7 protein-coding genes, 1 tRNA gene and 1 pseudogene are annotated in these 7,856 nt (G+C 47.3%); 6 read left to right on the top strand and 3 right to left on the bottom strand.

What is annotated here, in order from left to right; all coding sequences use genetic code 11:
* Positions 1-120 precede the first annotated feature (120 nt).
* Positions 121-1,812 carry an energy-dependent translational throttle protein EttA gene (gene ettA, locus NSB03_RS19305; protein ID WP_024988698.1) on the bottom strand — a complete coding sequence of 564 codons (1,692 nt, stop codon included), beginning with the start codon at positions 1,810-1,812 and terminating at the stop codon, positions 121-123.
* A 122-nt stretch (positions 1,813-1,934) separates the two neighbouring features.
* Between ettA and NSB03_RS19310 the strand changes: the two genes are divergently transcribed.
* From NSB03_RS19310 to NSB03_RS19320, 3 genes are all read left to right on the top strand, one after another.
* Positions 1,935-2,007: transfer RNA gene (locus NSB03_RS19310), tRNA-Lys, on the top strand.
* Positions 2,008-2,281: 274 nt separating this feature from the next.
* Entirely contained in the window at positions 2,282-3,541 is a 1,260-nt protein-coding gene (locus NSB03_RS19315) for a site-specific integrase (RefSeq protein WP_227805485.1), read from the top strand.
* A 45-nt stretch (positions 3,542-3,586) separates the two neighbouring features.
* Complete coding sequence (locus tag NSB03_RS19320) at positions 3,587-4,000, top strand: virulence RhuM family protein (RefSeq protein WP_024988697.1); 414 nt, start codon at positions 3,587-3,589, stop codon at positions 3,998-4,000.
* A 63-nt stretch (positions 4,001-4,063) separates the two neighbouring features.
* Here the strand turns inward: NSB03_RS19320 and NSB03_RS19325 are convergent, their stop codons facing one another.
* Positions 4,064-5,053 carry an aldo/keto reductase gene (locus NSB03_RS19325; RefSeq protein ID WP_227805483.1) on the bottom strand — a complete coding sequence of 330 codons (990 nt, stop codon included), beginning with the start codon at positions 5,051-5,053 and terminating at the stop codon, positions 4,064-4,066.
* A 15-nt stretch (positions 5,054-5,068) separates the two neighbouring features.
* Positions 5,069-5,662: an NAD(P)H-dependent oxidoreductase gene (locus NSB03_RS19330; protein ID WP_227805481.1), complete on the bottom strand. Its 594-nt coding sequence runs from the start codon at positions 5,660-5,662 to the stop codon at positions 5,069-5,071.
* 97 nt (positions 5,663-5,759) lie between these two features.
* Between NSB03_RS19330 and NSB03_RS19335 the strand changes: the two genes are divergently transcribed.
* From NSB03_RS19335 to NSB03_RS19345, 3 genes and pseudogenes are all read left to right on the top strand, one after another.
* Complete coding sequence (locus tag NSB03_RS19335; RefSeq protein ID WP_024988696.1) at positions 5,760-6,665, top strand: LysR family transcriptional regulator; 906 nt, start codon at positions 5,760-5,762, stop codon at positions 6,663-6,665.
* A gap of 9 nt (positions 6,666-6,674) precedes the next feature.
* Positions 6,675-7,589 (top strand): hypothetical protein, encoded by a 915-nt coding sequence (locus NSB03_RS19340; protein WP_024988695.1) that lies wholly within the window; start codon positions 6,675-6,677, stop codon positions 7,587-7,589.
* Between the two features lie 7 nt (positions 7,590-7,596).
* Positions 7,597-7,782, top strand: a pseudogene (locus tag NSB03_RS19345) (hypothetical protein); the annotation flags it as partial.
* Between the last annotated feature and the right edge of the window lie 74 nt (positions 7,783-7,856).

The raw sequence follows: 7,856 nt of genomic DNA on the forward strand, positions 1-7,856 counted from the left end.
AGCCCTGGCTTGGGAAAGTCGGGGCTTTGTTTATACAAAAAAGAGGATGCATCGTTTCGACACACCCTCTTTCATTCTGATTTATAAAGTTTGTATAAACTTCCAGTCTATTATCAAGTCCTAGTCAGTCATTAGTTTTCTATAACGAACGCGCTTCGGTTCTTCATTTCCAAAACGTTTCAATTTATTTTCTTCATACTCTGAATAAGAACCTTCAAAGTAGAACACATTGGAGTCTCCTTCGAAAGCAAGAATGTGTGTACAGATACGGTCGAGGAACCAACGATCGTGGGAAATAACTACCGCGCAACCAGCGAAGTCTTCCAAACCTTCTTCCAGTGCACGCAATGTATTTACATCGATGTCATTGGTAGGTTCATCGAGCAATAGTACGTTACCTTCTTCTTTCAAAGCCATCGCCAAGTGCAGACGGTTTCTTTCACCACCGGAAAGGACACCGCAAAGTTTTTCTTGGTCGCCACCAGAGAAATTGAAGCGAGAAAGGTAGGCACGGGCATTCACGTCACGGCCACCCATACGGATTAGTTCGTTACCACCGGAGATGACTTGATAAACGCTCTTGTTCGGGTCGATGTCACGGTGTTGCTGATCTACATAAGCTACTTTTACAGTCTCCCCTACTTCAAATTCGCCTTTGTCTACCGTATCCAAGCCCATAATCAGGCGGAACAAGGTCGTTTTTCCTGCACCATTGGGACCGATTACGCCGACAATACCATTAGGAGGAAGCATGAAGTTCAAATCGTCAAAAAGAAGTTTGTCGCCATAGGCTTTGGCTACATGTTTGGCTTCGATAACTTTGTTACCTAGACGAGGACCGTTCGGGATAAAGATTTCGAGTTTTTCCTCTTTCTCTTTTACGTCTTCATTCAGCAATTTATCATAGGAGTTAAGACGGGCTTTACCTTTTGCCTGACGAGCTTTCGGAGCCATGCGCACCCATTCAAGCTCGCGTTCCAACGTTTTACGACGTTTGCTGATTGTTTTCTCTTCCATTTCCATACGTTTAGTTTTCTGTTCCAACCAGGAAGAGTAGTTGCCTTTCCAGGGAATGCCTTCGCCACGGTCGAGTTCAAGAATCCATCCGGCAACGTGGTCGAGAAAGTAACGGTCGTGGGTTACGGCGATAACTGTTCCTTCGTATTGTTGCAGGTGTTGTTCCAACCAGTCGATAGATTCTGCGTCCAGGTGATTGGTAGGCTCGTCAAGCAACAGAATGTCGGGTTTCTGCAATAGTAAACGGCAAAGAGCCACACGGCGACGTTCACCACCGGAAAGATTTACGACCGGCTGGTCTTCAGGCGGGCAACGAAGGGCATCCATTGCACGTTCCAATTTGCTATCGAGGTTCCATGCGTCTGTTGCGTCAATAATATCTTGCAATTCTCCTTGACGGGTAAAGAGAGCGTCCATTTTATCCTGATCCTCATAGTACTCCGGCAGGCCGAATTTTTGGTTGATTTCTTCGTATTCTGTCAGTGCGTCAACAATAGGTTGCACGCCTTCCATTACTACTTCTTTTACTGTTTTCGTATCATCCAAATGAGGTTCCTGCGCCAAGTAACCGACAGAGTATCCGGGTGAGAATACTACTTCGCCTTGATAGGATTTCTCCAAACCTGCGATAATCTTCAATAAAGTAGACTTGCCGGAACCGTTCAAACCGATAATTCCGATTTTCGCTCCATAGAAGAAGGACAGGTAGATGTCTTTCAGCACATTCTTATTCGGAGTGAAAGCTTTGCTCACTCCCACCATTGAGAAGATAATTTTTTTATCGTCAGCAGCCATATATTAAATAATGTATATTGTTGATAATGGCACAAAGATAAGAAAAATGTTTGAAATCTTTTGGAGTTATAAAAAAATGTTCTACCTTTGTACCCGCATTCGAAAGAAAGCACATAAGGATTGATTCGCTAGCTCAGCAGGTAGAGCACAACACTTTTAATGTTGGGGTCCTGGGTTCGAGCCCCAGGCGGATCACTTAGGAGAAAAGAAAATACTCCGACAATCTAAGACAAAGCTCTTTAAACCAATGGTTTAAGGAGCTTTTTTCTTATCCCCTTGCGACAGAAAAAAGACCTCAAAAAGCCACCCTGTGAAAAAGAATCGTTACTAATTCGTTACGGTTTTCCGTTACGATAAAAACCGTAACGAATTTATAGGTAAGTCGCTCATTTGTCGAATATTGGCAGTCGAAAGTCAGAGCCGTTACGGAACGAACAAATTAACTTTGCAACAAGAAAGGAGTTACGGTATGAAATCGACATTCAAGACACTCTTCTATTTGAAGAAGAACGAACCGAAGAAAAACGGTCATGTAGTAATTATGGTGCGCATCACGGTGGACGGTGATCAGGTGCAATTCAGTAGCAAGCTGGATATCCACCCCGACAACTGGGACACGAAGAACGGCAAGGCCATCATCAACAAGCAGAGTGCGGATAAGAAAGAAAATCTCAGGGTATCCTCACTCAACAAGACACTGGACGAGATACGTTCGGCCATCACCATGCACTACACACGCATGATGAACGTGGACGGCTATGCCCTGCCGGAGAAAATCAGGAACGCATTCCTTGGGTTGGAGGAAAAGGAGAAGACGCTCATCAGCTATTTCACCCAACACAACGAGCAGTACGCAAAGAAAGTGGGCAAGACGGCTACCCAAAAGACTTACAGCCGCTACGAACTCACCAAACAGCGGATGATAGAGTTCTTGCAGAAAGAATATCGGCTATCGGATATTCCGGTGAAAGAAATCACCGTCACCCACATCGAGAACTTCTACCTTTACTTGCGTCAGGAATGTGAGGTCAGCAACAACACCGCCATGAAGTTCGTGCAACGCTTCCATACCATTTTGCTGTTCGCCCAGAAAAGCGGATTGAACTTTATCGACCCTTTCGGTAATTTCAGATTCAACTTTGACAAGACGGACAGGGGCTATCTCACTCAGGAAGAGATTGACACGATCTATTATAAGGAGTTCCAATCAAAACGGCTGGAGCATGTACGGGATGCCTTCATCTTCAGCTGTTACACGGGTTTGCCCTATTGCGACATATACACCCTGACTGCCGATGACATTAAAATCGGCGTGGACGGAAAAAAGTGGATCATGAAAGACAGAGGTAAAACAGGCGTGGAATCATTCATCCCTTTACTGCAAATACCGTTGGATATTCTCGCCAAGTACGAGGGCAAGCTGAAAGACGGAAGATTGCTTCCGGTAATCAGCAACCAGAAGATGAACGAATATTTGGCGGAGATTGCAGCTATTTGCCAAATTAACAAGCGGATCACCTATCACCTTGCGAGGCATTCGTTTGCGACGGAAATCTGCCTGACCAAAGGTGTTCCCATTGAGAGCGTATCCAAGATGCTCGGCCACACCAACATTCAGACCACACAGATTTACGCCCGTGTCGTGGATAGGAAGTTGAGCCATGATATGAATATGTTGGATCGGAAACTAAAAAGTATGCAAAAAGGTACGGCGCAAAACGCTGTATGAATAAACAAATCATTATATTGTCACACCATTTAAAAACAACGCTTTATGGAAAATAGAGGATATATCACCATCACCGGTTTGGAAAACAAGGACGAACAACCCATCGTCAGTGTAAAAATAAAGAACGGCAACGTATGGATGACCAAGCACGAGCTTGCCCGTCTGTTCGGAGTGTTCGTGCAGACAATAGACGCCAATGTACGCTCCATCTTCAAATCCCGCCTGCTTTACGACGGCGATGTGACTATAACCGAGAAGCAGGACAAAAGCATCGTTACCTATTATAATCTGGAAGCGATCATATTTCTCAGCTTCCGCATCAACACCTATTGCACGAAGCTGTTCCGTGAGTGGGTACTCAACTCCCTGTGCGAGTACAAACGCCTGCAAGAGAAGAAGCCCGAAGTCCTTGTCGTTTTCAATCCCGGCAGCAATCAGACGACCATTTCTTATAACTAATATATTTAGAAGAATATAAATAAATAGCGAGCGTTGCCCGGTTTTCGGGCAACGCTCGTCTGCTTAAAGCTGTAGTTTGGCAAGTTCATGGTTGATGAACTGCAATTCGTCCGGAGACAGGTGAATGTCCATGGCTTGGGCATTGGCGATGGCTTGCTTGGCGTCTCTTGCTCCGGCCAGCACGATGGTGATGCCCGGTTGCAACGTAGTCCAGCGCAGAACTAATTGCGAGAGGCTGGCTCCTTTGTCCTCTGCCATCGGGGTGAGGGTCTCGAGGAGTGCCTGCACTTTAGGTAAATCGAACTGCCGGAAGTAGCCGTTGCGATGGTCATTCTCCTTGAGGTGGCTGCCTTGGAAGTATTTGCCGGTCAGCAGACCTCTTTCCATAGGGCTGTAGGCGATGATTCCCAAATGGTGTTGCAGGGCAAAGGGCACCAACTCTTGTTCGATACCACGGTTCAGCATACTGTAACTTACTTGGTTGCTTGCCACATTCAAGTACTTTCTGGCTTCTGCCGTCTGCTCCACGCTGTAGTTGCTGACGCCTGCCGCCCGTATCTTGCCTTGCCCAATCAGTACGTCCAAGGCTTCCATGGTCTCTTGGATAGGCGTCGTGCTGTCAGGCCAGTGTATCTGCAACAGGTCGATATAGTCCGTCCCCAAGCGGCGGAGGCTCGCTTCCACCTCCTTGATGATGCTTTCTTTGGCGGCATACTTATAGACGGGGACAGAGGTTCCGTTCCGCTCCGCATCGAAGAAGAACTCGCCTTTTCCTTCGTTGCTGCCGTCCCACACCAAGCCGAACTTGGTGAGCAACTGTATTTTACTCCTGTCACGTCCCTTGATGGCTTTGCCTATCATCTCCTCGCTCAGCCCGAAGCCGTAGAAAGGAGCGGTATCCAAGGTCGTCACCCCGTGTTCGATGGAGGCTTGCACGGCATGGATGGAGTCTTTCTCCTCGTTGCCTCCCCACATGTTGCCTCCAATGGCAAAGGCGCCGTAGGTGATGGCCGACAGTTGCAAGTCTGAAGTGCCTAATGTTCTATATTCCATAATGTTCAATTGTTTTTAGATGATTACTTGATTGATATGTGCGACATATGCCTTGTGGTACTCGGCTATGCGCTCGGGTGTGGCGTTCTTCTCCAAATCGTGAAAGTGGAAGCCCTCGATCCGGGTCATGCCCACGAACTGGTTCATCTTGTGGAAGCCGAAGAGTACGCCCTCGTCCACCGTGCGACGGTCGAAGAACTCGCCTTCCAGTGTGAATGCCGTCTGCGGGGCGTTCCAAGAGGTGGTCACCATGTAGCGTTTGCCCTGCATCAGTCCCCCGGTGCCGTAGTTCACGTCCGGGTTCTTGCGGCTTCGTCCGTCGTTGCGGTAAATGCCGTTATCGTGTCCGGCGGTAAACACCTCGTCGATGTATCGCTTCATCCCGTTGGGCAGCTGGAACCACCAGATCGGGGTGTGGTAGATGATGACGTCCGCCCATTTGAAGTTCTCCACTTCCGCCATCGGGTCGAAGGCGTCGTTGATGTTGGTCACCCGGTAGGCAAAGCCTTTCTCTTTCATCACTTCGACCGTCCATCCGGTCAAGGTATTGTTGAACATCCCTCCCGAATGGGCAAAGGTCTGTCCGCCGTTGATTATAAATACGTTCATACGTTTATTCTTTTAGATTGTCGGTGCAAAGATAATGCGTATCTTTGCCACATAAAAATAGTTTAACTAATAGGAGTGTATCATAAAACTGATAGTTATGAAATGGAATCTGGAATGGTTGCGCACCTTCAAAGCCATATACGAGACCGGTACTTTAACAGCCGCCGCGCAAGAATTGTTCATCTCCCAGCCGGGAGTCAGTCTGCACCTTAACTCCTTGGAGGCCTACACCGGATATAAGCTCTTCGAGCGGACGGCCAAGAAGATGACGCCCACCGAAAAGGGAAAGATACTCTATAATTTCGTTGTCGCCCCGCTGGAGAAGCTCGAAAGGGGCGAGAAGCATTTCCACAAACGTTCGCAACAGGAGCGGAACACCATCAGCGTAGGCATGTGTTTCGAGACCTTTCAATACACCTTGGAAAAGTATATCCCCACCCTGCCCTTCAACCTGATTATCAAGTTTGGCGAATATCCCCAGATGTTGCAAGACCTTGACAACGGACTGCTGGACCTCATCATCACCCCGCACAAAGGCACGCAGCAGAACATCGACTACAAGGACTTTGCCAAAGAACGCATCGTGCTGGTCACGGGGGCACATACGGATACTACGCAACTGGGGCTTCACTTGGAGAAGAATCGGATGAAAGAGGCCGTCCACCTCCTCAAGCAAGGACTGTGGTATAGCACCTCCGCCGACATGGGGCATCTGCTGAACTTCTGGAAAAAGCATTTCAAGGAACACCCGGACTTCAGCCCCAACTACATCGTGCCCAACATCAGTTCCATCATCCGCTGCCTGAGCGAGGGAGACGGTTTCTCGGTCGTGCCCGACTTCCTGTGCAAAGAGGCCGTCCGTAGCGGCAAGATAAAGGTGGTGTGGGAAGGCAACACGCCACTGGAGAACACGCTCTATTTCGGCACAAGGAAAAAGACGATTTACCAGCAAGAAGTGGAGGTGTTGGAAAAGCTGTTGATGGAGGAATGGGGGAGCAAATAAAATAATGTTATGATAGAAAACCTCACTATATCCGTATCCTTCAGCGAAGTAGAAGAAGCCCATGTCGGAAACTATTTTCGCCTTTCCGAAATGTCCGGCGAGTTTCTGATTATCCAGAAGCCCGATAACACCTTCCATTTCCTTTGCACCAATGATTGTGACATCGTGAGCATCTGCCAATCCTTTGATTGGTATATTGTATCAAAAGACGCTTTTAATGACCGCCTGATAATTGGCATTGGTTTATCGGACAAAGAAAGTATCAATGGGGAACTCTATCGTGTGCAGGATGAAACCACGCTCACCCTTTGGCGTGATATACTCCGCTTTACTTTCGAGAGCGACTTCGTGCGCCAGTTCTTCCCGTACAACACCCATTTCAAAGGTAAGATGCGTATCGACGGAGCCTTGTGTTTCTATATCCACGATTATTACCCGACCAGATGCAAGGACATATCGGTATCCGATAGGAAGACGAGCAATTTGGTATTTCGATTTAAGGAAGGTAGACAAGCAGCCCTTGTCGCCAAGATATTCTCGCTCTGCATCGCCCGGATGCCATTCTTTAAAGAGAAAGCCGCCAATGCCGTGCTGATCCCCATACCTGCGGCAACCCGTGAACGGAACATCGCCCGCTTCGCCCGTTTTTGCAGCCTTCTCTCACGCCGGCTGAAAGTCGTGGACGGTTTTCGTGCCACATGGATAAAAGAAGACCGTGAGCAGATGAAAGGAACTCATGGACAAGACAAGTTGTCCAACTTGATCTTTCACCCCGATTATTTTAATGGGCGGGATGTATTCTTAATAGATGACATTATCTCTTCCGGTGAGAATTTTACGCAAATGAAACGTAAGCTGATGCAACTTGGTGCAAAATCCATTACCGGTTTATTTTTAGGTAAAACAATAAAGTCTGAGAATTAAAAGCAATATGGCAATCAAGAAATCCCAGATAGAAAAATGGATAGCCGCCCAAAAGAAACACCGGCTATCGGACACACATGTGCAGATGGCTCGTGAACTTGGACTCAACCCCGATAAACTCGGCAAGATTGACAACCACAAGCAAGAGATGTGGAAAGCCCCCTTGCCGGAATTTATAGAAGAGATCTTCTATAACACTTCGTTAATTTTATAACTAATCCGTTGATCACAAATAAGTTAATTGATAAAATTTAGCAAAACAAAATA

The organism is Bacteroides acidifaciens, assembly GCF_024623065.1.
GTDB classification, from domain to species: domain Bacteria; phylum Bacteroidota; class Bacteroidia; order Bacteroidales; family Bacteroidaceae; genus Bacteroides; species Bacteroides acidifaciens.

Coding starts and splice junctions, on each gene's coding strand:
- ettA (WP_024988698.1), bottom strand. CDS start 1,812: ATGGCTGCTGACGATAAAAAAATTATCTTCTCAATGGTGGGAGTGAGC.
- NSB03_RS19315 (WP_227805485.1), top strand. CDS start 2,282: ATGAAATCGACATTCAAGACACTCTTCTATTTGAAGAAGAACGAACCG.
- NSB03_RS19320 (WP_024988697.1), top strand. CDS start 3,587: ATGGAAAATAGAGGATATATCACCATCACCGGTTTGGAAAACAAGGAC.
- NSB03_RS19325 (WP_227805483.1), bottom strand. CDS start 5,053: ATGGAATATAGAACATTAGGCACTTCAGACTTGCAACTGTCGGCCATC.
- NSB03_RS19330 (WP_227805481.1), bottom strand. CDS start 5,662: ATGAACGTATTTATAATCAACGGCGGACAGACCTTTGCCCATTCGGGA.
- NSB03_RS19335 (WP_024988696.1), top strand. CDS start 5,760: ATGAAATGGAATCTGGAATGGTTGCGCACCTTCAAAGCCATATACGAG.
- NSB03_RS19340 (WP_024988695.1), top strand. CDS start 6,675: ATGATAGAAAACCTCACTATATCCGTATCCTTCAGCGAAGTAGAAGAA.